The following is a 21,771-nucleotide window of genomic DNA, read 5'->3' as shown; positions in this document are numbered from 1 at the left end:
GATAAGGCGTCAATTGCGACGGGGTGAGCGATCACCCTTTCGTGTGCTTTTCACCAAAGACCTCAAGGGAGTTGGAGACGGCGCCGACAAAGGATCCGTGAGTACCCTTGCGCACACCATGATGACCGCCGCCCGCTCCACCGACTCCGGTCTGGCCGGCCCGGGCGAACTCGACCGCTACCCCTACGCGGAGCCCCAGGTGGCCGATCGCGTCGGAGCGCCTTCCTGGGAAGGCGCGGACCCCGATCTGGGCCGCGTCGGCCGGCGCGCCGCGGGCAGCCGTGGCCGTGGACTGCACGGCCAACTCGTTCAGCAGCTGGGACAGATGATCGTCTCCGGCGACCTGGGCGCGGACCGTCCGCTGGTGCCCGAGGAGATCGGCCAGCGCTTCGAGGTCTCCCGCACCGTCGTCCGCGAGTCACTCCGCGTCCTCGAGGCCAAGGGCCTCGTCAGCGCCCGCCCGAACGTCGGCACGCGCGTGCGTCCTGTCAGCGACTGGAACCTGCTCGATCCCGACATCATCGAGTGGCGGGCCTTCGGGCCCCAGCGCGACGACCAGCGCCGCGAGCTGAGCGAGCTGCGCTGGACGATCGAGCCGCTCGCCGCCCGCCTCGCCGCCGGGCACGGACGCGAGGAGGTGCAGCAGCGCCTGTGCGACATGGTCGAGATCATGAGCCACGCCATGGCGCAGGGCGACGCCCTGACGTACTCGCGCGCCGACGGCGAGTTCCACGCACTGCTCATCCAGACCGCCGGCAACCGCATGCTGGAGCACCTCTCCGGGATCGTCTCGGCGGCCCTCCAGGTCTCCGGCGGCCCCGTCACGGGGTGCGACCGGGCGAACGAGACGTCGCTCGCACAGCACGCGCGGATCGTCGACGCGCTCGGCACCGGCGACGGCACGGCGGCCGAGGCGGCCATGCGCCAGCTGCTCACGGTCCACCCCGAGGTCGAGCGTGTGGTGCCCGCCCCGCGCGAGCACTGACCGTCGCGGCCGAGGCGGTGCGGTCGCCGGTGTGCGGCGTCCTCGTGGTGCTCGTGGCGGTGCGGGGGTCTTGCTGGCCGTCGCCGGACCCCGCCGGACCCCGCCGGACCAGTGCGGTCCGGCGGGGTCCGGCGGTGTGACGGGCCGCCGCGGGCCATGCGAGGGACCGGGTATGACGGCATCGATGATCTTCTCTGTCCATGTCTGACTGCTTTTGACCGCTTACGGGGTGTGACTCGGGCCACGTAGATTGGGCGTAACACTCGTGGAAACAGCGCGATGACCTAAGAGGTGACAGCCGCGGAGGGAATACGGACGCCATGAAAGGCGCTGTGCATCTCCCCGGCCCCCGCCCGCTCCGTCGGCCCATCCCCAGGCCGGTGGTCGGCTCCTGTCCGCAGTGGACGGTGCCGGAAGCCGTTTTCCAACGTTCCGAGAGGTTGTTCGTGTCGGCCAGCACATCCCGTACGCTCCCGCCGGAGATCGCCGAGTCCGTCTCTGTCATGGCGCTCATTGAGCGGGGAAAGGCTGAGGGGCAGATCGCCGGCGACGATGTGCGTCGGGCCTTCGAAGCTGACCAGATTCCGGCCACTCAGTGGAAGAACGTACTGCGCAGCCTCAACCAGATCCTTGAGGAAGAGGGTGTGACGCTGATGGTCAGTGCCGCAGAGCCCAAGCGCACCCGCAAGAGCGTCGCAGCGAAGAGTCCGGCAAAGCGCACCGCCACCAAGACGGTCGCGGCGAAGACGGTGACGACCCGGAAGGCCACCGCCACCACGGCCGCCCCCGTGGCGCCCACCGCTGCGGTCGCAGCCGATTCCGCCGAGGAAGCCGCACCCGCCAAGAAGGCCGCAGCCAAGAAGACGACCGCCAAGAAGGCGGCCGCCAAGAAGACCGTCGCGAAGAAGACGGCCGCCAAGAAGACCACGGCCAAGAAGGACGACGCCGAGCTTCTCGAGGACGAGGTACTCGAGGACACCAAGGTCGCCGAGGAGCCCGAGGGCGCCGAGAGCGCGGGCTTCGTCCTGTCCGACGAGGACGAGGACGACGCGCCCGCGCAGCAGGTCGCCGCGGCCGGCGCCACCGCCGACCCGGTCAAGGACTACCTCAAGCAGATCGGCAAGGTCCCCCTGCTCAACGCCGAGCAGGAGGTCGAGCTGGCCAAGCGCATCGAGGCGGGTCTGTTCGCCGAGGACAAGCTGGCCAACGCCGACAAGCTGGCGCCGAAGCTGAAGCGTGAGCTGGAGATCATCGCCGAGGACGGCCGCCGCGCCAAGAACCACCTCCTGGAGGCCAACCTCCGTCTGGTGGTCTCCCTGGCCAAGCGCTACACGGGCCGCGGCATGCTCTTCCTGGACCTCATCCAGGAGGGCAACCTCGGTCTGATCCGCGCGGTCGAGAAGTTCGACTACACCAAGGGCTACAAGTTCTCCACGTACGCCACCTGGTGGATCCGTCAGGCCATCACCCGCGCCATGGCCGACCAGGCCCGCACCATCCGTATCCCGGTGCACATGGTCGAGGTCATCAACAAGCTCGCGCGCGTGCAGCGCCAGATGCTCCAGGACCTGGGCCGCGAGCCCACCCCGGAGGAGCTGGCCAAGGAACTCGACATGACCCCGGAGAAGGTCATCGAGGTCCAGAAGTACGGCCGCGAGCCCATCTCGCTGCACACCCCGCTCGGTGAGGACGGCGACAGCGAGTTCGGCGACCTCATCGAGGACTCCGAGGCCGTCGTCCCCGCCGACGCCGTCAGCTTCACGCTTCTGCAGGAGCAGCTGCACTCGGTTCTGGACACCCTGTCCGAGCGCGAGGCCGGTGTCGTCTCCATGCGGTTCGGCCTCACCGACGGTCAGCCGAAGACCCTCGACGAGATCGGCAAGGTGTACGGCGTAACGCGTGAGCGCATCCGCCAGATCGAGTCCAAGACCATGTCGAAGCTGCGCCACCCGTCGCGCTCCCAGGTGCTGCGCGACTACCTCGACTAGGTCGCGGTCGTACGACGACGAAGGCCCGGATCCCCGCGGGGGAGCCGGGCCTTCGTGCTGCGCGCGGAGCCGCCATGACTGACTCTGGGTGTCCCAGAGGAACCACAGAGTGAGGAGCACGCATGCGCCGTTCCATTGCCCGCGCACTGATCCGGCCGCTCGCAATGGCGGCCGGCCTGACCTTCATACCCCTGGCGAACGCGGCCCCCGCGGCCGCCGGCAGCGTCGTGGTCGGGGGCTTTCCGATCGACGTCTCCCAGGCCCCGTGGACCGTCGCGCTGTCCAGCCGTGACCGGTTCGGGGGTACGCGGGCGGGCCAGTTCTGCGGCGGTGTGGCGGTTGCCCGCACGACGGTGCTCACCGCAGCCCACTGCCTGGCCGAGGGCGTCCTCGGGGCTCCCCCGAACCGTGTGCGCGACCTGCGCGTCATCGCCGGCCGTACCCAACTGCTGTCCAGCGAGGGCGAGGAGATCGCCGTACGCGATGCCCGGGTCAACCCCGGGTACGACAGCAAGACGAACAGCGGTGACTTCGCCGTACTCACGCTGGCCAAGGCGCTGCCGCAGAGTGCGGTCGTCGCCATGGCGGGCGCCGACGACCCGGCCTACACGCCGGGCACGCAGGCCATGGTGTCCGGATGGGGGGACACCACCGGCGAGGGTGCCTACCCGCGCCGGCTGTACGCCGCCCACCTGCGCGTGCTGGCTGACGATCTCTGTGCCCGCGCCTATCCGGGCGGTCCCGAAGGTGCCTACCGGGCCGCCAGCATGCTCTGCGCCGGAGAGGCCGGCGGGGGTCCGGACGCCTGCCAGGGAGACAGTGGTGGCCCGCTGGTGGCGGCGGGGCGGCTGATCGGTCTCGTGTCCTGGGGAAGCGGCTGTGGCAAGGCGGGTAGCCCTGGCGTGTACACGCGCATCTCCGAGGTTGTACGCGACCTGGGCACGGTCGGCACGGCCTCAGCGGGCCACAAACGGCCCCACAGGGGCTCCTGAAGCGTCCGCAACGGGGACATAGCACGGCGGCCGCTCCTGGAGAGGAGCGGCCGCCGTGCACCGGCCTGTGCCGGGGCTGGCTCGTCGTGTGTGCGAGATTCAGCGCTCTTCTTCGGAAGCGATGCCCGGAACGGTCGTCAGCCGCTCGGTCTCGTCCTGTATCTCAGCGGCGATCTTCTTGAGTTCCGGCTCGAACTTGCGACCGTGGTGGGCGCAGAAGAGCAGTTCTCCGCCGCTCAGCAGGACGACGCGCAGGTATGCCTGGGCGCCGCAGCGGTCGCAGCGATCGGCGGCCGTCAGCGGGCTCGCGGGGGTCAGAACAGTAGTCACGTCGCCTCTTCTCTAGCTCGACGAGCTGTCGTACCAGGGTCAACATCCAACCAGCCCGAAAACGTTCCCGCTCGTGGCTTTTCCTGGAAAAAAATCTTCCGGGGCGGCTGTCTGCTGCCGGTTGGCGGCGAATGTGCCGTAGTGCGTCTCTTGTGCTGCTTACGGTTTCGCGCGGTGTTGTGTCTCGGTCCTCCAGGCCGGGTTGCCTGTTGTTCATGAGGACGTGCCCGGAGCCTAAATGGTTCATGCCTCCGAGGGAACGTGATATGCACTTCACTCCATCGAGGGATCGAACACGCATGCGAGTCTGGACTAGTCTGAGTTCCCGACGAGGGTGGCGTTACACCGGCTCTACCAGGCCTCGGTACCCTCTGAGCGGCGACCGAAGCCGCCCCCTTACCCAATAGGGGGTCAACTGAAATTCAGCGAGGAGCGAACCGCGTGACCGCCGATACGTCCGTGCCGTCCACAGCGCTGCTGGCAGGAGCAGACCGGGACGGTTCCAACTACACCGCGCGGCACCTGCTCGTCCTCGAGGGCCTCGAGGCCGTGCGCAAGCGCCCGGGCATGTACATCGGCTCGACCGACAGCCGCGGTCTGATGCACTGCCTGTGGGAGATCATCGACAACTCCGTGGACGAGGCCCTCGCGGGCGTCTGCGACCGCATCGAGGTGATCCTCCACGACGACGGCTCCGTCGAGGTGCGCGACAACGGCCGGGGTATCCCCGTGGACGTCGAGCCCAGGACCGGCCTGTCCGGTGTCGAGGTCGTCATGACCAAGCTCCATGCGGGCGGCAAGTTCGGCGGCGGCTCGTACGCCGCCTCCGGCGGCCTGCACGGCGTCGGCGCCTCCGTGGTCAACGCCCTCTCCGCCCGTCTCGACGTCGAGGTGGACCGCGGGGGCCACACCCACGCCATCAGCTTCCGGCGCGGTGTGCCCGGCGCCTTCGGGGCCGACGGCGCCGATGCGAAGTTCGAGGCCAAGAGCGGCCTGCGCAAGACCAAGAAGATCCCCAAGACCCGCACCGGCACGCGCGTGCGGTACTGGGCCGACCGGCAGATCTTCCTCAAGGACGCCAAGCTCTCCCTGGACAACCTGCACCAGCGCGCCCGGCAGACCGCCTTCCTGGTGCCGGGCCTGACCATCGTCGTGCGCGACGAGTTCGGCCTCGGTGAGGGCGGCAGCAAGGGCGAGGAGTCCTTCCGTTTCGACGGCGGCATCAGCGAGTTCTGCGAGTACCTCGCGGGCGACAAGCCGGTCTGCGATGTCGTCCGCTTCTCCGGCAAGGGCACCTTCAAGGAGACCGTTCCCGTCCTGGACGAACACGGGCAGATGACCCCCACCGAGGTCACCCGTGAACTGGGCGTGGACATCGCGATGCGCTGGGGCACGGGATACGACAGCACCATCCGGTCCTTCGTCAACATCATCGCCACCCCCAAGGGCGGCACCCACGTCTCCGGCTTCGAACAGTCCCTGACGGGGGTGTTCAATGACGTGCTGCGCGCCAAGAAGCTGCTCAGGGTGGCCGAGGACAACATCGTCAAGGACGACGCCCTCGAGGGCCTCACCGCCGTCGTGACCGTGCGCCTGGCCGAGCCGCAGTTCGAGGGTCAGACCAAGGAGGTGCTGGGCACCTCGGCGGCTCGCCGCATCGTGAACAACGTGGTCACCAAGGAGCTGAAGGCGTTCCTGACCAGCACGAAGCGGGACGCCGCCGCGCAGGCCCGGGTCGTCATGGAGAAGGTGGTCGCGGCCGCCCGTACACGCGTCGCGGCCCGCCAGCACAAGGACGCCCAGCGCCGGAAGACCGCCCTGGAGTCCTCGTCCCTGCCGGCCAAGCTCGCCGACTGCCGCAGCGACGACGTCGACCGCAGCGAGCTGTTCATCGTCGAGGGCGACTCCGCGCTCGGTACGGCCAAGCTGGCGCGGAACTCCGAGTTCCAGGCCCTGCTGCCGATCCGGGGCAAGATCCTCAACGTGCAGCGGTCCTCGGTGACCGACATGCTCAAGAACGCCGAGTGCGGCGCGATCATCCAGGTCATAGGAGCGGGCTCGGGCCGCACCTTCGACATCGACCAGGCCCGCTACGGCAAGATCATCATGATGACCGACGCCGATGTGGACGGCTCCCACATCCGCTGCCTGCTGCTCACGCTGTTCCAGCGCTACATGCGCCCGATGGTCGAGGCCGGCCGGGTCTTCGCCGCGGTGCCGCCGCTGCACCGCATCGAGATCATCCAGCCGAAGAAGGGCCAGGACAAGTACGTCTACACGTACTCGGACCGCGAACTGCGCGACAAGCTCATGGAGTTCCAGAGCAAGGGCATCCGGTACAAGGACTCCATCCAGCGCTACAAGGGTCTGGGTGAGATGGACGCGGACCAGCTGGCCGAGACCACGATGGATCCGCGTCACCGCACGCTGCGCAGGATCAACCTGTCCGACCTCGAGGCCGCCGAGCAGGTCTTCGATCTGCTGATGGGCAACGACGTGGCGCCCCGCAAGGAGTTCATCTCCAGCTCGGCGGCGACGCTGGACCGGTCGCGCATCGACGCGTAGCCGCCGCGCCGGGCTTCGGCCGAGGGGGCTTGCCTGACGCCAGGCGTGCGTACGGCGTCGCCCCAGGCTGGGCCACGGGGTGCTTGAGGCAGGGCGCGCGTACGTGCAGTGTCGGCCGCTGAGCGGGGCGACGGAGGCTTGCCCGAGGCGGAGCGGGGCGGTGCACAAGGGCGGCGGGGCCCGTTGGCCGGCGGCGGGGCTCGGGGGTCGGCGGAGGGCGACGGTTGGTTGTCTTCCGCCGGTCGGTCGTGCTCCGCCGGTCGGCTGTCGGGGTTCCCGCCTCGACCGACCGCCGCATCCGCCCTTGCCCGGTGTCCACAACCGTGGGATCTCATGGGATCTACACCCGTGGGTGGAGACGAGCCGTTTCTGGTTTCCACCCGTGATCCACCCCGGCTCCGATCTCCCGACCTGCGCTTTTCCGTAGCTTCGTAGGTGTCGGCAGCGCCCCGCTCCCGGCACCGCTCTCTCGCTCACGGAGGCTCTGATGTCCGGGCTCGTCAACGCGCTGGTGATCGTGGCCGTCGCCGCCATAGTGATCGCGCGGCAGTTCCGCGCTCAGGCGATCAACACCGACCGGCGCTGGTGGCTGCTCCCCGTGATCCTCGGCGTCGTCGCGCTGCGCGAGCCGGGCATCCTCGACGGTCACCACCGCGCCGAATCCGCCGTACTCCTCGCGGTGGAGCTGGTCATCGGTGTGGCCATGGGTGCCGGCTGGGCCTGGACGACCCGCGTCTGGACGGCCTCGGACGGTGTCGTATGGACCAAGAGCACCAAGGCGAGCATCTCCGTATGGGTCGTGGGTGTGGCCCTGCGGATCGGTCTCTACGCTCTCGGCAGCGCGCTCGGCCTGCACCAGGCCAGCTCCGCCCTGATGCTCGGTTTCGCCGCCACCCTGCTGGTCCGCAGCGGAATCCTGTTCTGGCGGGCACAGTCCCTCGGCGCCGCGACCCGTCCCGCACCGGCGTACGGTGACGACATGCGGCCGGCCTGGAAGGAACGCGTGTGACGGAGAACGTCTGGACCCGCTGGCCGTCGCGAGAGGCGCTCGGCCGTGCGGGCACCCCCCGGCCCCGGCGCATGCTCGCCTGGGCCGTCCGGTTGCTCGTGATCGCGTTGCTCCTGTGGGGCGCGTTCAGCCAGAATCACGTCGGAATCGGCGGGGCGCTCGCGGCTGCGGCGGGGGTCCTCCTCGCCGCTGTCGTCTCCTGGGGCTTCTTCCGGACCACCTACCAGCACCGGCTGGTGCCCTCCCTGGCACTGGTAGGCGTGCTTCTGGGCCTCGCGGTCGCCGCCGAGGCCACGGGCTTCAGAGGACCGGCCCTGGTGCTGTGGTGCGGTTGCGGAATCAGCGCCCTGGAGCGGCTCCCGCTCGCCGCGGCCGTGCCTGTGGCGTGCGTGGGACTGGCCTCGTTCTCCGCGTTCAACAACGACGTCTGGCTGACCACGGCCGCCACGGTGGCGGGCATGGCCCTCGCCGGATATGTCCTGCGGCTGGACGCGGAGGCCCGCGGCAGCGCGCAGCGCCTCCTCGCCCAGGAGCGGGCCGCCCGGGCGGCCGAGGCGGAGTCCGCGGCGCTCGCCGAGCGGACCCGCATCGCACGGGAGATCCACGATGTGCTGGCCCACAGCCTCTCGGCGCAGCTGGTGCACCTGGAGGCGGCCCGGCTGCTGATCGAGAACGGCGCGGACCGCGAGCGGATCCTGGAGCGGGTGGTGGCCGCCCGGGGCATGGCCCGCGACGGACTGGCGGAGACCCGACAGGCCCTGTCGGCGCTGCGTGGCGAGCTGACCCCGCTGGAGGACTTCCTGGGCGAACTCGTCAGCGGGGCCGAGGGAGCCGAGGTCACCGTGACGGGTGAGCGCCGACCCCTGCCGGCCGAGGCCTCCCAGGCCGTGCGCAGGGTCGCCCAGGAGGCCCTGACGAACGTCCGCAAGCATGCCCAGGGCGCCAAGGTGCAGCTGAGACTCGACTACAACGAGCATGAAGTGACGCTGGACATACGGGACTCGGGCGGACGGCCGGGCGAACTCACCAGGTCCGGAGGCGGGTACGGTCTGCTGGGGATGCGCGAGCGTGCCGAGCTGCTGGGCGGCTCACTGGACGCGGGGCCGGACGAGGAGGGGTTCGTGGTGACGCTGAAGGTGCCTGTATGACCGAGACGGAAGGGGAGAAGAAGCCCGCACGGGTGGTGGTCGCCGACGATCAGACCGTGGTCCGGGAAGGCATCGTGATGTTGCTCGGACTGCTGCCCGGAGTAGAGGTCGTGGGCGCCGCGGGAGACGGCGAGGAAGCGGTGCGACTGGTGGGGGAACTGGCCCCGGACGTCGTCCTGATGGATCTCCGGATGCCCCGCTGCGACGGAGTCGAGGCCACCCGTCGGATCCGGGCGCAGTATCCCGCGACCCAGGTCGTGGTGCTCACCACGTACGCGGACGACGAGTCGCTGTTCCCCGCGCTGCGCGCCGGCGCCCGTGGGTATCTGACCAAGGACGCCGGCGGTGACGAGATCGTGCGTGCCGTGGAGAGCGTCCTGTCGGGGGATGCGGGTCTGTCCCCGAGCGTCCAGCGCCGGTTGCTGGAGCGGCTGTCGCAGCCCGAGCCAGGCCCGTCGGCGACCGCCGAGGCGCCGCCCGACGGACTGACCGCGCGGGAGACGGAGGTCCTGCGGCTGATCGCCGAAGGGCTCAGCAATCAGGAGATCGCCCGTCGGCTGCATGTGTCGACCGCGACCGTGAAGACACATATCAACAACCTCTTCGCCAAGACGGGCCTCAAGGACCGGGCGCAGGCGGTGCGTTACGCGTACAGCAAGGGGCTGGTGCGGCCGCCCACGGAGTGAATCACCTGATGGGGTGAAGAGCCGGGGGAAGAAGAGTCAGGGATCTTCCCGGTCTGTCCATCCTTGGGCATGCAGTCAAGCAACGGCCGTGACCGTGGAGCCGGGGACGGTTCCGAGCGTTCGGCCGAGAACCAGCAAGCCCACGGCGCACCCTCCCACGACGTGACGTACGAGGACCCGTGGTACGACGCGCTGGCCTCCGGCTGGGGCGAAGTGGACGGTACCGGAGCGCCGGCGCCGAAGGTGCCGCCCGCTCGCGGGGAGCAGGGCGGAGCTGCGGTTCGCGCCCGCGACGTGTACGTGGAGGTGCAGCGCAGCTCGGCCTTCCAGGAAGTACGCGCCACGTACCGGCGGTTCGTGGTGCCGGGCGTCGCGGCCTTCCTCGTCTGGTACATGGCTTATCTGGTCACCGCCACGACCGCTCCCGGGATCATGGCCCGGTCGGTGACGGGAGCGGTGAACGTGGGCATGCTGGCCGGACTCGGACAGTTCCTCACCACGTTCCTGCTCACCTGGGCCTACGCCCGGCACGCACGGCTGCGCCGGGACCGGGCGGCGCTGGAGCTGCGCTGGGACACCCAGGAACTGACCCGCGGAGTGCGGGGAGACGCCTCGTGACCGGTCACCATCAGATGCTGGCGCTGCTGCTGTTCAGCGGTTTTGTGGCCGTCACCCTCGGGATCACGACATGGGTGAGCCGTCGCCGGCACGGTTCGGCGGAGGAGTTCTACGCGGGAGGGCGGCTGTTCTCACCCATGGAGAATGGTTTTGCCATCGCGGGTGACTACATGTCGGCCGCCTCCTTCCTCGGGGTCACCGGGCTCATCGCGCTGTACGGGTACGACGGGATGCTCTACGTCGTGGGCTTCCTCGTGGCCTGGCTGGTCGTGCTGTTCCTGGTGGCCGAACTGGTGCGCAACTGCGGGCGGTTCACGCTGGCCGACGTGGTGGCCGCGCGGATGAGTGAGCGGCCGGTGCGGATCGCCGCGGGAACTTCGTCGGTCACGGTGTCCGTTCTGTATCTGGTGGCGCAAATGGTCGGCGCGGGCAGTCTGGTGGCGCTGCTGCTGGGGCAGACGAGCGCGGCGGACCGGGCCTGGGCGGTCACCGGGGTCGGCGCGCTCATGGTGATCTATGTGTCGTTGGGAGGGATGCGGGCCACCACCTGGATTCAGATCGTGAAGGCGGTGCTGCTGCTGACCGGCACGGTCGCGCTGACCGCGCTCGTGCTGCTGCGCTTCCACGGAGACGTCGACCGGCTGCTGATCACGGCCGCGGACCGCAGCGGTCACGGACGGGCGTATCTGGCGCCGGGCCTGAAGTACGGCGGGACCTGGACCGCCCGTCTCGACTTCATCAGCCTGGGGATCGCCCTGGTGTTGGGCACGGCGGGGCTGCCGCACATCCTGTCCCGCTTCTACACCGTGCCCACCGCGCGGGCGGCCCGCCGTTCCGCGGTGTGGTCCATCGGGCTGATCGGCGGCTTCTACCTGATGACGATCGTCCTCGGCTTCGGGGCGGCAGCGGTGGTGGGGACGGAGGCGGTGCGCGGCTCGAACGCGGCCGGGAACACGGCGGTGCCGCTGCTCGCCCTGGACCTGGGCGGCGGCGCGGGCTCCACCGGTGGCACGGTCCTGTTCGCGATCGTCGCAGCCGTCGCCTTCGCCACGATCCTTGCCGTGGTCGCCGGCATCACCCTGGCCTCGTCGGCGTCGGTGGCGCACGATCTGTACGCGTCGCTGCGGCGCACGCGCGGTACGGCGGGCGGCAAGGCGCGCAGCGAGGTGGCGGTGGCGCGGTGGGCGGCGGTCGGCATCGGCGTCGTGGCGATCGCGCTCGGTCTGCTCGCTCGTGATCTCAACGTCGCCTTCCTCGTCGGTCTCGCCTTTGCCGTCGCTGCGTCGGCGAACCTTCCGGTGCTGCTGTACTCGCTGTTCTGGCGCGGCTTCACCACCCGCGGTGCGGTGTGGGCCGTCTACGGCGGACTGCTCCCGGCGCTCGGGCTGGTGCTGCTGTCTCCGGTGGTGTCCGGCAGCCCGGCCTCGCTCTTCCCGGACGCCGACTTCCAGTACTTCCCGCTGCAGAACCCGGGGATCGTGTCCATCCCGCTCGGCTTCCTCGCCGGCTGGCTCGGCACGATCACCTCCGACGAGGTCGCGGACGAGGCCAAGTACGCCGAGACGGAGGTCCGGTCACTGACCGGCGCGGGAGCCGTGTAGCCGGGCAGAACCGTTCAGCCGGGCGAAGCAGAGCCAGCTGCCAGAGCTGCTCTACGGCGCCACCCAGGCGTACCGGTGCTCCGGCCGACCGGTGTCGCCGTACTTCAGGGAGAGCCGGAGACGGCCGGCCTGTTCCAGGTGACGGAGATAGCGCTGGGCCGTGGAGCGACTCAGTCCGGTCCTGGCGGCCACCTCATGGGCCGACAGCGGCTGGTCGGCATGGTGCAGGACACCGCAGATCAGATCAGTCGTCGGCTCCGAGTGGCCGCTCGGCAGGCCGGGCGAGGACGGTGCGGGAGCCGTCCGCAGCGCCCCGAAGATCCGGTCGACCTGCTCCTGGCCCGTCACGCCCCGGCCGCCGACCCGGTCGACCGTGCGGCGCAGGGCGGCGTAGGAGTCGAGGCGGGTGCGCAGGGCGGCGAAGGTGAAGGGCTTGACCAGATAGTGCAGCGCGCCCAGCCGCATCGCCTGCTGGACGGTCGACACATCACTGGCTGCCGTGATCATGATGACGTCCGTGCCGTGACCCTCTTCCCGCATGCGGTGGACTAGGTCGAGCCCGGTCCGGTCCGGCAGATAGTGGTCGAGCAGGACCAGATCGATGGTGCCGCGTTCGACGGCGGCCAAGGCCTGGGTGGCGCTGTGCGCGCGGGCGGTCACCCGGAAGCCGGGAACCTTTCCCACGTACTTGGCGTTTATCTCTGCGACGCGGAAGTCGTCGTCCACGACCAGGACGTCAATCATCAGGCCTCTCCTTCAAGGCCGACGAGCGTTAAGCCCGTGTTTCGGCTCCGCAGTTGTAGCGCGAGCAAAATGAGCACAACAGGCTGTTGCGAGAAAAAGAACGGGTTGCGCTCACAAGACTGCTGCCGTGGCCGGGGCCACACCTACCGTCCCGGCCCATGAGCGCACACAACAGCCCCGCCATCGAGCTGCGGGGCGCGAGCAAGACCTTCAGAACCCCGTCCGGGGGACTGCACACGGCCGTGCGCGGCCTGGACCTCACTGTCGGGCGCGGCGAGTTCGTGGCCGTCGTAGGCCCCACCGGCTGCGGTAAGTCCACCACGCTGACGCTCGTCAGCGGCCTGGAGGAGCCCACAGAGGGCGAGGTGCTGGTAGCCGGCGAGCCGGTCAACGGCGTCGGCGACAAGGTCGGCTTCGTCTTCCAGCAGGACGCCACGTTCCCCTGGCGCACGGTCCTGTCCAACGTCATGGCCGGCCCGCGCTTCCGGGGCGTACCGAAGGCCGAGGCCAGGCAGAAGGCCCGGGAGTGGCTGGCCCGCGTCGGACTCGCCGCCTTCGAGGACCGCTATCCGCACCAGCTCTCCGGCGGTCAGCGCAAGCGCGTCGCCCTCGCCGCCACGTTCGTCAACGACCCCGAGATCCTGTTGATGGACGAGCCGTTCTCGGCGCTGGACGTGCAGACCCGGGCCCTGATGTCGGACGAACTGCTGGAGCTTTGGGAAGGCACGGGCGCCTCCGTCGTCTTCGTCACCCACGATCTGGAGGAGTCCATCGCGCTCGCCGACAAGGTGGTCGTGATGACCGCCGGACCCGCGACCGTGAAGCAGGTCTTCGCCATCGACCTGCCCCGGCCGCGCAAGGTCGAGGCGGTTCGCCTGGAGCCGCAGTTCATCGAGATCTACCGCGAGATCTGGGAGTCCCTCGGCGAAGAGGTCCGCATCACCCGCGAAAGAGGTGCCGCCCATGTCGCCTGAGGTTCTCGAGCCCGCGGTGGTCGACACCGCCAAGGTCCCCGACCGCGCACAGACCCGCGCCCGGGCCGCCCGCCGCCGTAAGGCCCTCGTCGCCCTCGCACGTGTGCTTCTGCTGGTGGCCGTCCTCGGGCTGTGGGAGGGACTGTCCCGGGCCAAGATCATCGACCCGTTCAACTTCTCGATGCCGTCGAAGATCTGGGACCAGATCTGGACCTGGGTGACGCACGGGACCGCGCTCGGCTCGCTGGGCGAACAGATCTGGTACACGCTCTACGAGGCACTGCTCGGCTGGGTCATCGGTGTGGTCGCCGGTGTGCTGCTCGGTATCGCACTCGGGCGGATCAGATTGCTCGCCGAGGTCCTTGGTCCATACATCAAGGTGCTCAACTCGATCCCCAGGATCGTCCTGGCGCCGATCTTCCTGATCTGGTTCGGGCTCGGGCCGTCCTCCAAGGTCGCCTCCGCCGTCGTGCTGGTCTTCTTCCCGGTGTTCTTCAACGCCTTCCAGGGTGCCCGGGAGGTGGACCGCAACCTGGTGGCCAACGCCCGCATCCTGGGCGCCAGCGACCGCAGGGTGACGCTCCAGGTGGTCATCCCGTCGGCCACCTCCTGGATCTTCACCAGCCTCCACGTCAGCTTCGGTTTCGCGCTCATCGGCGCCATCGTCGGCGAGTACATCGGCGCCACCAAGGGCATCGGCCTGCTCGTCGCGCAGTCGCAGAACACCTTCAACGCGGCCGGCGTCTATGCCGCGATGGTCATCCTCGCGGTCGTCGCCCTCGCCGCCGAGGGGCTGTTGACCTTCGCCGAGCGCCGCATCTTCCGCTGGAAGCCCACCGCTTCCGACAGTTGACCGGTGCCCCTGCGGACTCACCCCCCACGCCTTCTGGACCAGCCCCCCACGCCTTCCCCGCACCGCCCTCTCACAAGGACGTGAACCCCATGCGCAACACCCCCAGATACGCCTGCCTGACCGCGGCCGGCCTGCTCGCGCTCTCCTCGCTCACCGCCTGTGCCAACGACGCGGCCGGCTCCACGGCCGACTCCGGAAGCGGCGGCGGCAAGGGCGAGACCGTCAAGATCATGGTCGGCGGACTGGACAAGGTCATCTACCTGCCCGCGATGCTCACCCAGCGCCTCGGCTACTTCAAGGGGGAGGGTTTGAATGTCCAACTACTCAGCGAGCCCGCCGGTGTCCAGGCCGAGACCGCACTCGTCGCCGGCCAGGTGCAGGGAGCGGTCGGCTTCTACGACCACACCCTCGACCTCCAGGTGAAGGGCAAGTCGGTGGAGTCGGTCGTGCAGTTCTCGCACGCGCCCGGTGAGGTCGAGGTGGTCTCCGGCAAGGCGGCGGGCAGCCTGACATCGCCCAAGGACTTCAAGGACCGCAAGCTCGGCGTGACCGGGCTCGGCTCGTCCACCGACTTCCTCACCAAGTACCTGGCGGTCAAGAACGGTGTGGACGTCAGCGAGTTCACGCCCGTCGCCGTAGGGGCCGGACCGACCTTCATCGCCGCGCTCCAGAAGGGGGCGATCGACGGCGGTATGACCACCGACCCCACCGTCGCGACGATCCTGGACAAGAAGGCGGGGAAGGTTCTCCTCGACATGCGCACCCCCGAGGGCTCGCAGCAGGCGCTCGGTGGGCCGTACCCGTCGTCAAGTCTGTACATGCAGACGGACTGGGTGAACGAACACAAGGACACCGTCCAGAAGTTGGTCAATGCATTCGTCAAGACGCTCAAGTGGATGTCCACGCACAGCGCCGACGAGATCGCCGCTCAGATGCCCGCCGACTACTCCCAGGGTGACAAGGCGCTCTACGCACAGGCCATCAAGAGCACCCTTCCGATGTTCACCGACGACGGCGTGATGCCCCAGGGTGGCCCCGAGACCGTTGAGAAGGTCCTCAAGTCGTTCAACCCCGCCGTCAAGAACGCCAAGGTCGACTTGAGCAAGACGTACACGACCGAGTTCGTCAAGGCGGTCAAGTAACTGCTCCATGGGGTCAAGTGACCGCTCCATGAGTCGACTGACGGCTGCGTGACACACACTCAGCCGCGGGTCGCCCACACGTAACGGTGTTCCGGGCGGCCCGCGTCGCCGTACTTGAGGGTCAGCCGCGCCCGTCCGGTGCGCTCCAGGAGTTTCAGATACCGCTGGGCCGTCTGCCGGCTCACCCCCGTCCGCTCGGCGATCTCCTGGGCGGACAGCGGCCCTTCGGCGTTCAGCAGCGCCTGGCGCACCAGCTCCGCCGTCGTGGGGGAGTGCCCCTTGGGCAGCCCGGGATCCGGCGGCGCGGACAGGGCGCCGAAGATGCGGTCCACCTGCGCCTGTTCGGCCTCGCCGCCGCCGTCCAGGGTGCGCCGCAGCTCGGCGTACGCCTCCAGCTTGGCGCGCAGACCGGCGAAGGCGAACGGTTTCACCAGGTACTGCAGCGCCCCCTGCCGCATCGCGGCCTGGACCGTGGACACGTCCCGCGCCGCCGTCACCATGATCACGTCGGTCTGGTGGCCGCGCCTGCGTATCTCCCGGACCACCGCGAGACCGGTGTCGTCGGGCAGGTAATGGTCCATGAGCACCAGGTCCAGCCGCGGCAGCGTCTCCACCCGGCGCAGCGCCTCCGCCGCGCTGTGCGCCTCGGCGGCGACGTGGAATCCCGGCACCTTCTCCACGTACGCGGCATTCACTTGGGCGACGCGGGTGTCGTCGTCCACGACCAGGACCTCGATCATCGTGCCTCCTCCTCGGCGACGGCGACGGCGGCGGGTTCCGGGGACTCCTCGGCCGCCACGGGGTCCAGCCCCGGCTCGGTCAGTGCCTCCGGCAGGACCACGGTGAACGCGGCGCCACCGCCGTCCGCCGCGGCCACCGTCGCGCTCCCGCCTTGCCGTTCGGCGAGCCGGCGCACCAGCGAGAGCCCGATGCCGCGCTTGCCGTGTGCGGGCGGCTGTTTGGTCGACCACCCCTCGGTGAAGATCAACTCCCGCTGGCCGGCAGGGATTCCGGGGCCCGTGTCGCACACTCTGAGCACGACCGTACGACCCTCGGTGCGCAACTCGATCTCCACGCGCGCGTGGAGCGTGCCGGCGACCGCGTCGAGGGCGTTGTCCACGAGGTTGCCCACCACCGTGACCAGACCCCGCGGATCGATCAGCCGGTCCGGCAGCCGGGTGCGCTCCGACACCCACAGCGCGACCCCGCGCTCGGCCGCGACGGTCGCCTTGCCGACCAGCAGCGCGGCCAGCAGTGGGTCCCGGATCTTCTCGGTCACCTGCTCGGCGGTGACCCGGTGGTCGCCGACCACCTCGTCGACGAACTCCACGGCGTCGTCGTACATCTCCAGTTCCAGCAGTCCGAGCAGGGTGTGCATGCGGTTGGCGTGCTCGTGGTCCTGGGCGCGCAGGGCGTCGATCAGCCCGCGCGTGGAGTCGAGTTCGCGCCCGAGCCGCTCAAGCTCGGTGCGGTCGCGCAGGGTGGCCACGGCGCCGCCGTCGCCGGTGGGCATGCGGTTGGCGACCAGTACGCGCTGGCCGCGCACGGTGAGCAGATCGGTGCCGGTCACCCGGCCGGCCAGCACGTCCGTCGTACGGCCCGCGCCGAGCGCCTCGTGCGGGGTCTGACCGACGGCCTCGTCACCGATACCCAGCAGCCGTCGCGCCTCGTCGTTGAGCAGGCGGAAACGGCCGCCCCGGTCGAGCGCGACCACGCCCTCCCGGATGCCGTGCAGCATCGCCTCGCGCTCCGCGAGCAGTGCCGAGATGTCGGAGAAGGCCAGGTCCCGGGTCTGCCGCTGGACCCGGCGGGAGATCAGCCAGGCGGCCAGCGCGCCCGCAGCGAGCGCGCCTCCGGCGTATGCCAACAGGCCCGGGATCGCGCCGATCAGCCGCGCCCGCACGCTGTCGTAGGCGATACCGACCGAGACCGCCCCGATGATGCGGTGGTGGGCGTCGTACAACGGCACCTTGCCGCGGGCCGAGCGGCCCAGGGTGCCGTTGTCGATCTCCATGACCTCCTTGCCGGCGAGGGCATAGTGGGGGTCGGTGGAGACCGGGCGGCCGATCTCGCTCGGGGTGGGGTGCGACCAGCGGATCCAGCGCCGGTCCAGCACCACGATGTACTCGGCGTGCGTGGCCTTCCTGATCCGCTCGGCCTCCTTCTGCACCGGGCCGTCGCTGGTCGGCGCCGTGGTCACCACGCCCTCGGCGATCTGCGGGTCCTGAGCCGTGGTCTCCGCGATCGCCAGCGCCCTGCGCATCGCCTCCTGGTCCAACTGCTTGCTCAACGGCGCGAGGAACAGCCCGGTCGCGAGCACCGCGACCCCCGCGGCGATCGCCACCTGCATCAGCAGCACCTGCGAGAAGACCCGCCGGGGCAGTCCGAGGCGCAACCGGCGCGCGGGGGGAGTGGGGCTCATACGCACGACGGTACGTGGGAAGGCCCGAAGCGCCCCAGAGGGTGTGGTGGGGATCTCTTGACCAGTTCTTGAGGAAGTTGGTCGTCCTTGAACGTCGTTCAAGGAGGCGGTCGCTCAGCTCGCCAGCGCCGTCGGCCGCAGCTTGCGCACGGCCAGCACGTCCATCCGCGCGGGCGTGCCCAGCACCGCCGCGCCGCAACTCTCCGGGCGGGGCGGCAGCGACGCGCCCTGCGCCACGGTCACCCGCCAGCGGCGTCCGTCGGCATGTTGGACGGTGACCTCCCAGCGCGGGGCCGCGCCCTCGGTCCCTACGACACTCAGCACCCCCGCCCGGTACTCGCCCGCGGCCGTGCGGACAGCCAGCTCGGCCGCCTGACCGGGCCGTTCCCAGGCCGAGCAGCCGCGGCACCCCTCGACCACCACGTGCCCCTCCTGGGCGCCGTGCAGCGCCTCCTTGATGGTGTGCGCCTCGGCGCGGCCGTAGGCGTAGCCGTAGGGCAGGACGAGCACCGTCGGCGCGAAGCGATGTCCACCCAGATGGGTGACCTCCCAGACTCCGCGCACACCCGAGGCGGCCAGTTCGGCGGCGAGGGGGCGGCCCAGGAGGGCGCAGCAGCGGTCGCGCTTGCCGTTGGTGCACACGAGCGCGAGCGGGTCGCCGCGATGCGGCCGCCCGCCGAGCACGGTGGCGAAGGAACGGTGGTCGCCCGCTCCGAGGGCGGCGAAGTCGAGGCCGAGCAACTGCCGCGGATCGCGGGTCGTGGCGCTGCGCAGCCACACACGGCCCGGCACGGTGTGGGCGGCGTACACCTGCCGGAGGGCGGGCCGGCCGGGGTCGGCGTGGCGCCCGGGGCGCCGGATGAGCGCGATGCGTACGCCCGTTCCCTCGGCGGCCGCCTCCAGCGCCCGGCCCAGTGCGGGGTCCAGATGGCTCGAAGTGAGCGCCTGCACACCCCACGGACCGGGCTGTTCCAGCAGCAGCCACGTCGTCGCCGTGGCCGCCGTACCGGAAACGGGCTCGTCGAGGCTCCGGGAGACGGTCGCACACCTACTCACAGAGGTGAGCCTAACCTGACTCTCTCCGGGGCGACTTCCGGCCGCCGCTGTGTCCGGGTTCGGGGGAAAACGGGGTCAGGCCGCCGGGAGCGGCTGCGGGGGGCGTACGCCGACGTAGTGGCCGACGGGGCGCATGCGCAGGGGGCGCTCGCCATACTCCTCCAGGGCGTGCGCGATCCAGCCCGCCGTCCGGGCGACGGCGAAGATCGTCTCGCCGGCCGTGGCGGGCATGCCGCTGGACGCGGTGAACACCGCCAGGGCCAGGTCGACGTTGGCGTGCAGGGGGGTGTGCCGGGCGGTCGTGGCGACGATGTCCCGGGCGGCAAGCAAGGCCGACTCCGCGCGCGGGACCTGCTCCAGCAGGCCGAACAGCACGCTCGCGCGGGGATCCTCGCCGACGTACAGCCGATGACCGAGCCCGGGGACGCGACGGCCCGCGCGCAGCTCGTCGGCGATCACCGGGACCGCGGTGCCCTGGTCGAGCACGTCGAGCAGCATGCGGTGGGCCATCCCGCTCGCGGCGCCGTGCAGCGGGCCCTCCAGGACGCCGAGCCCGGCTGAGACGGCCGCGTAGGCGTGTGCGCGGGCCGAGGCGGCGACGCGGACCGCGAGCGTGGAGGCGGCCAGGTCGTGGTCGGCGAGCAGGGCGAGCGCGGTGTCCAGGACACGCAGGGACGCCTCGTCGGGGGTGCGGCCGGTCAGCCGGCCCCAGAGCCGGTGGGCGAGCGGCCCGTCGTCCTTGTGCGCATGCCGGGCCGGCGGCAGCGCGGCGACGAGCGTGGGGATGAGGATCCGCGCGGTGTTCAGCACGGCGTCCTCCGACAGGTCGAAGCGCAGCGGGTCCTCGGCCGCCGCGGCGATCGCCGCCACGCGCAGGCGGTCGGTGGGGGAGGCGTGCTCGGACAAGGCGTTCACCGCGCGGCGGGCGACGTCGACGGTGGGGCCGGGCGCGGCGAAGGTGGCGCCCGGGGTCAGCCGGGCCGTCCACAGCCACTCCGCGACCTCTTCGTAGGAGTGCCGGAGAGCCAGCTCGACGGCGTCCACGCCCCGGAAGTAGTACCGGTCCTGCTCGATCAGCGTGATGCGGGTCCGGACGGACAGGTCCCCGCCTGAGCCGGGGCTTCCGGCCGCCTCGCGCCGGTGGCGCCGGGCGAGGGCCTCGACCTCCTTCGCCTCGAAGGTGCTGGCGCGGCCGCCGGGCTCGCGTCTGCTGCTGAGCAGGCCGCGGCTCACGTACGCGTACACCGTCTCCGGCTTCACACCGAGCAGTTCGGCGGTCTCCTTGGTGGTCAGCCTTCGTCCGGGACGGCCGGGAGCGGGTTCGTGATCACGCATGGGGGTCACCGTAGCCGCCTTCGCATAGGTTGATCGGTAGCTGTTGATTGAATCAATATTGACAGGGAATTAGTCAAGCATGGACAGTCGGATCAAGTCCAGGGAGGAGAACCATGGCCATCAACAGGACCGCAACCCCGCTCATCGACGCACCGCGCGGACTCGCCGGCGTCGTCGTCACCGAGACCGAGATCGGTGACGTCCGGGGGCGGGAGGGCTTCTACCACTACCGCCAGTACTCGGCCGTCGAACTCGCGCGGACCCGCGGGTTCGAGGACGTCTGGCATCTCCTGGTCCACGGCACGCTCCCGGACGCCGAGCGGCGCGCCGCCTTCCTGGCCGAGACCGCGGCGTTGCGGCGGCTGCCCGAGGAGGTCCGTGCCGCGCTGCCCGCGATCGCCGCGGCGAGCCGCATCTCCGGCCCGCTGTCCGGGCTGCGTACGGCGCTGTCGCTGCTGGGGTCGGCGCGACAGCTGCGACCGGTGTACGACATCGACGCGGACAGGCGGCGCGCCGACACCGTGGCCGTCTGCGCGGCCGTGCCCACGTTGCTCACCGCGCTGTACCGGTTCGGGCAGGGCCTCGACCCGGTCGAGCCGCGCGAGGATCTCCCGTACGCGGCCAACTACCTGTACATGCTCAACGGGGAGGAACCCGATCCGTGGCGGGCCCGTGCGGTCGAGCAATACCTGATCTCAACCATTGACCATGGATTCAATGCATCAACCTTCACCGCCCGTGTCATCGCCTCCACCGGCGCCGATGTGGCGGCCTGCCTGACAGGAGCGGTGGGCGCCCTGTCGGGGCCGCTGCACGGAGGCGCGCCCAGCCGGGCCCTGGACACCCTTGACGCCATCGGCACGCCGGAGCGGATCGACCCCTGGATCCGGGAGCGGGTGCTCGCCGGTGACCGGATCATGGGCTTCGGACACGCCATCTACCGCACGGAGGACCCCCGTTCGCGGATGCTGCGGGAGATCGCCCTCGGCTTCGGCGGTCCGCGCGTGGACCTGGCGGTGCAGGTGGAGCGCCGGGTCGAGGCGATCCTCGCCGAGCTGAAGCCCGGCCGTGAACTCCACATCAACGTCGAGTTCTACGCCGGCGTGGTCATGGAACTCTGCGGCCTGCCCCGCGAGATGTTCACCCCCACCTTCGCCGCCGCACGCGTGGTGGGCTGGAGCGCCAACATCCTTGAACAGGCGGCCGACTCGAAGATCATCCGGCCGGTGGCGCGGTATGTGGGACCCCAGCCGCCGGTCCCGGTACCGGCCGCGCTGTGACCGGCGCGGGCTGACGCAAGGCCCTCTTATGCTGGACCGGCAG

19 protein-coding genes are annotated in these 21,771 nt (G+C 70.3%); 13 read left to right on the top strand and 6 right to left on the bottom strand.

What is annotated here, in order from left to right; genetic code table 11:
* Nucleotides 1-97 precede the first annotated feature (97 nt).
* The 3 genes from AV521_RS38880 to AV521_RS38870 all read left to right on the top strand — a co-directional run bounded on the left by AV521_RS38880 (nucleotide 98) and on the right by AV521_RS38870 (nucleotide 3,965).
* On the top strand, nucleotides 98-985 hold the full coding sequence (locus AV521_RS38880) for a FadR/GntR family transcriptional regulator (RefSeq protein ID WP_031224644.1): 888 nt from the start codon (nucleotides 98-100) through the stop codon (nucleotides 983-985).
* 446 nt (nucleotides 986-1,431) lie between these two features.
* Nucleotides 1,432-2,973: an RNA polymerase sigma factor gene (locus tag AV521_RS38875; RefSeq protein WP_076095684.1), complete on the top strand. Its 1,542-nt coding sequence runs from the start codon at nucleotides 1,432-1,434 to the stop codon at nucleotides 2,971-2,973.
* Nucleotides 2,974-3,095: 122 nt separating this feature from the next.
* Complete coding sequence (locus AV521_RS38870; protein WP_076095649.1) at nucleotides 3,096-3,965, top strand: serine protease; 870 nt, start codon at nucleotides 3,096-3,098, stop codon at nucleotides 3,963-3,965.
* Nucleotides 3,966-4,064: 99 nt separating this feature from the next.
* On the opposite strand, the gene AV521_RS38865 is transcribed toward AV521_RS38870, so the two are convergent.
* Entirely contained in the window at nucleotides 4,065-4,295 is a 231-nt protein-coding gene (locus AV521_RS38865; RefSeq protein WP_067133002.1) for a hypothetical protein, read from the bottom strand.
* A gap of 441 nt (nucleotides 4,296-4,736) precedes the next feature.
* Between AV521_RS38865 and AV521_RS38860 the strand changes: the two genes are divergently transcribed.
* From AV521_RS38860 to AV521_RS38835, 6 genes are all read left to right on the top strand, one after another.
* Nucleotides 4,737-6,860: a type IIA DNA topoisomerase subunit B gene (locus AV521_RS38860; protein ID WP_076095647.1), complete on the top strand. Its 2,124-nt coding sequence runs from the start codon at nucleotides 4,737-4,739 to the stop codon at nucleotides 6,858-6,860.
* Between the two features lie 487 nt (nucleotides 6,861-7,347).
* Nucleotides 7,348-7,869, top strand: a complete 522-nt coding sequence (locus tag AV521_RS38855; RefSeq protein ID WP_076095645.1) for a DUF1453 family protein — start codon at nucleotides 7,348-7,350, stop codon at nucleotides 7,867-7,869.
* The gene (locus tag AV521_RS38850; RefSeq protein WP_076095643.1) at nucleotides 7,866-9,017 is read left to right on the top strand and encodes a sensor histidine kinase; all 1,152 of its coding nucleotides are present in this window, start codon (nucleotides 7,866-7,868) and stop codon (nucleotides 9,015-9,017) included. The genes AV521_RS38855 and AV521_RS38850 overlap by 4 nt, the downstream gene beginning before the upstream one ends.
* Entirely contained in the window at nucleotides 9,014-9,703 is a 690-nt protein-coding gene (locus AV521_RS38845; RefSeq protein WP_076095641.1) for a response regulator transcription factor, read from the top strand. Before AV521_RS38850 ends, AV521_RS38845 begins: the two co-directional genes overlap by 4 nt.
* Before the next feature lie 162 nt (nucleotides 9,704-9,865).
* Nucleotides 9,866-10,321, top strand: coding sequence for a DUF485 domain-containing protein (locus AV521_RS38840; RefSeq protein ID WP_371917100.1), 456 nt, complete (start codon nucleotides 9,866-9,868; stop codon nucleotides 10,319-10,321).
* Nucleotides 10,318-11,922, top strand: coding sequence for a cation acetate symporter (locus AV521_RS38835; protein WP_076095638.1), 1,605 nt, complete (start codon nucleotides 10,318-10,320; stop codon nucleotides 11,920-11,922). Before AV521_RS38840 ends, AV521_RS38835 begins: the two co-directional genes overlap by 4 nt.
* Nucleotides 11,923-11,973: 51 nt before the next feature.
* On the opposite strand, the gene AV521_RS38830 is transcribed toward AV521_RS38835, so the two are convergent.
* Nucleotides 11,974-12,666 (bottom strand): response regulator, encoded by a 693-nt coding sequence (locus AV521_RS38830; protein WP_076095636.1) that lies wholly within the window; start codon nucleotides 12,664-12,666, stop codon nucleotides 11,974-11,976.
* A gap of 158 nt (nucleotides 12,667-12,824) precedes the next feature.
* Between AV521_RS38830 and AV521_RS38825 the strand changes: the two genes are divergently transcribed.
* The 3 genes from AV521_RS38825 to AV521_RS38815 all read left to right on the top strand — a co-directional run bounded on the left by AV521_RS38825 (nucleotide 12,825) and on the right by AV521_RS38815 (nucleotide 15,635).
* A complete protein-coding gene (locus AV521_RS38825) occupies nucleotides 12,825-13,640 on the top strand; it encodes an ABC transporter ATP-binding protein (protein WP_076095634.1) in 816 nt (271 codons plus the stop codon).
* Nucleotides 13,630-14,493 (top strand): ABC transporter permease, encoded by an 864-nt coding sequence (locus AV521_RS38820; protein ID WP_076095632.1) that lies wholly within the window; start codon nucleotides 13,630-13,632, stop codon nucleotides 14,491-14,493. Before AV521_RS38825 ends, AV521_RS38820 begins: the two co-directional genes overlap by 11 nt.
* Nucleotides 14,494-14,582: 89 nt before the next feature.
* Nucleotides 14,583-15,635 carry an ABC transporter substrate-binding protein gene (locus tag AV521_RS38815; RefSeq protein ID WP_076095629.1) on the top strand — a complete coding sequence of 351 codons (1,053 nt, stop codon included), beginning with the start codon at nucleotides 14,583-14,585 and terminating at the stop codon, nucleotides 15,633-15,635.
* Between the two features lie 59 nt (nucleotides 15,636-15,694).
* On the opposite strand, the gene AV521_RS38810 is transcribed toward AV521_RS38815, so the two are convergent.
* The 4 genes from AV521_RS38810 to AV521_RS38795 all read right to left on the bottom strand — a co-directional run bounded on the left by AV521_RS38810 (nucleotide 15,695) and on the right by AV521_RS38795 (nucleotide 20,448).
* The gene (locus AV521_RS38810) at nucleotides 15,695-16,375 is read right to left on the bottom strand and encodes a response regulator (protein WP_076095627.1); all 681 of its coding nucleotides are present in this window, start codon (nucleotides 16,373-16,375) and stop codon (nucleotides 15,695-15,697) included.
* The gene (locus AV521_RS38805; protein ID WP_076095625.1) at nucleotides 16,372-18,057 is read right to left on the bottom strand and encodes a sensor histidine kinase; all 1,686 of its coding nucleotides are present in this window, start codon (nucleotides 18,055-18,057) and stop codon (nucleotides 16,372-16,374) included. The genes AV521_RS38810 and AV521_RS38805 overlap by 4 nt, the downstream gene beginning before the upstream one ends.
* A gap of 114 nt (nucleotides 18,058-18,171) precedes the next feature.
* Nucleotides 18,172-19,113, bottom strand: coding sequence for a sucrase ferredoxin (locus AV521_RS38800; protein WP_076095623.1), 942 nt, complete (start codon nucleotides 19,111-19,113; stop codon nucleotides 18,172-18,174).
* Between the two features lie 75 nt (nucleotides 19,114-19,188).
* Nucleotides 19,189-20,448: a citrate synthase gene (locus tag AV521_RS38795; RefSeq protein WP_076095621.1), complete on the bottom strand. Its 1,260-nt coding sequence runs from the start codon at nucleotides 20,446-20,448 to the stop codon at nucleotides 19,189-19,191.
* Nucleotides 20,449-20,561: 113 nt separating this feature from the next.
* Between AV521_RS38795 and AV521_RS38790 the strand changes: the two genes are divergently transcribed.
* Complete coding sequence (locus AV521_RS38790; protein WP_076095619.1) at nucleotides 20,562-21,728, top strand: citrate synthase/methylcitrate synthase; 1,167 nt, start codon at nucleotides 20,562-20,564, stop codon at nucleotides 21,726-21,728.
* The last annotated feature ends 43 nt before the right edge of the window (nucleotides 21,729-21,771 follow it).

It is taken from the genome of Streptomyces sp. IMTB 2501 (genome assembly GCF_001953885.1).
In the GTDB taxonomy this organism is placed as follows: domain Bacteria; phylum Actinomycetota; class Actinomycetes; order Streptomycetales; family Streptomycetaceae; genus Streptomyces.
This window is presented reverse-complemented; position numbering and strand designations above follow the sequence as displayed.